The 1,498-nt window shown below is 64.0% G+C and carries 2 protein-coding genes and 1 pseudogene; 1 reads left to right on the plus strand and 2 read right to left on the minus strand.

The features are described 5' to 3' along the window. A pseudogene (locus tag BDI24065_RS40810) lies at positions 1-560 on the minus strand (IS3 family transposase); the annotation flags it as partial. A gap of 96 nt (positions 561-656) precedes the next feature. Between BDI24065_RS40810 and BDI24065_RS40815 the strand changes: the two are divergent. Next, the gene (locus BDI24065_RS40815) at positions 657-1,103 is read left to right on the plus strand and encodes a recombinase family protein (RefSeq protein ID WP_217481859.1); all 447 of its coding nucleotides are present in this window, start codon (positions 657-659) and stop codon (positions 1,101-1,103) included. Between the two features lie 50 nt (positions 1,104-1,153). Here the strand turns inward: BDI24065_RS40815 and BDI24065_RS40820 are convergent. Further along, positions 1,154-1,498: hypothetical protein (locus BDI24065_RS40820; protein WP_175035931.1), on the minus strand; the 345-nt coding region annotated here is incomplete at its 5' end.

A 1,498-nucleotide genomic window follows, 5' to 3' on the forward strand; every position in this document is an offset into this window, starting at 1 on the left:
CAGCGCCTCGATGCCCATGCGCTTCATCAGCGTGCGCACGCGCCGGCGGCCGATCTCGTGTCCCTCGCGACGCAGCAGTCTTGCCAGCATCCGCGCGCCGGCAAACGGAAACTCCATGTGCAGTTCGTCGATCCGTCTCATCAGCAACTGATCGGCCTCGCTCATCGGCCGCGGCCGGTAATACGCGCTCGATCTTGCGATGCCGGCCAGCCGCGCTTGCTGCGAAACCGGCAGCGCATGCGTACGGTCGATCATCGCTTTGCGCTCAGCAAGCCCGCCTTAGTGAGCGCGCCTTCTAAAAAATCGTTCTCCAGAGCCAACTGACCGATCTTGGCATGCAGCGCCTTCAGGTCCACCGGGGGCTCGCTCGACGACGCCCCGGCTGTGCCGAACACGTCGGCCGCGTGTTCCTGCAACTGCCGTTTCCATTCCGTGATCTGGTTCGGATGCACATCGAACTGCTGCGCCAGTTCGGCCAGTGTCCGCTCGCCTTTGACCGCTGCCAGCGCCACCTTCGCTTTGAACGCCGCTGAGTGCGTCCGTCGGGTTCTCTTCGTCATCTTTCCGGTTCCTTTGCCAGCATTATCGCTGGCTCAAGACCCCGGCCGCTCCACTTATCCGGCTGTCTGAATTTGCGCGGCCACCTCTCCCTCACCATGGTACGACGACCCCTACTATGCCGGTGCTGGTCGTGCAGATGCCGCGATCTGCGCCACCTGATCAATACGGTCCACGATCTGACCGCACGCGGCGTGGGCCTGAAGGTGCTCGCCGGACATGGCGCGGCGATCGACACCACGACGGCGGCTGGCAAGCTTGTCTTCGGCATCTTTGCCGCACTCGCCGAATTTGAACGCGAACTGATCGCGGAGCGGAAGGTCGCCGGGCTGGCCTTAGCCCGTGCACGGGGCCGCAAAGGGGGCCGTCCGTTCAAGATGACCGCCGGTAAGCTCCGCCTCGCGATGGCGGTCATGGGCAAGCCCGAAACCAAGGTCGGCAAGCTGTGCGAAGAACTGGGCATCACACGGCAGACGCTTTACCGGCATGTCTCACCATCCGGCACACTTCGACCAGATGGCGAGAAGCTGTTGGCCAAGACCTGACGAGGCTCGTGATCCTTCGCAGAGTTCGACGTGGGGGCGCGAGCCGTAGGCTAAGCTCTGTATTTCGCGTACTGCTCCAGACTGTAGATACCTTCGGGGGTCGTGATGCCGTGCCGCTGCGCGACGGCCTGAACGTTTTCGCCGCGAATCACGGCGCGGCCCGCAGAGGCCGGAGCATTGCTGTCGATCGCGCGCTGCTCCAGATCGTGGATGCCCGTGGGGGTCGTAATGCCGTGCTGCTGCGCGACGGCCTGAACGTTTTCGCCGCGAATCACGGCGCCGCCCGCAGAGGCCGGAGCATTGCTGCGGATCGCGATATGTTCCAGTTCGTGGATACCTTCGGGGGTCGTGATGCCGTGCCGCTGCGCGACGGCCTGAACGTTTTCGCCGCGAAT

The organism is Burkholderia lata (assembly GCF_902499025.1).
GTDB lineage: Bacteria > Pseudomonadota > Gammaproteobacteria > Burkholderiales > Burkholderiaceae > Burkholderia > Burkholderia lata_C.

Bases quoted from the DNA above. Each gene is read 5' to 3' on its own strand.
- BDI24065_RS40815 (WP_217481859.1), top strand. From the start codon at position 657: ATGGTACGACGACCCCTACTATGCCGGTGCTGGTCGTGCAGATGCCGC.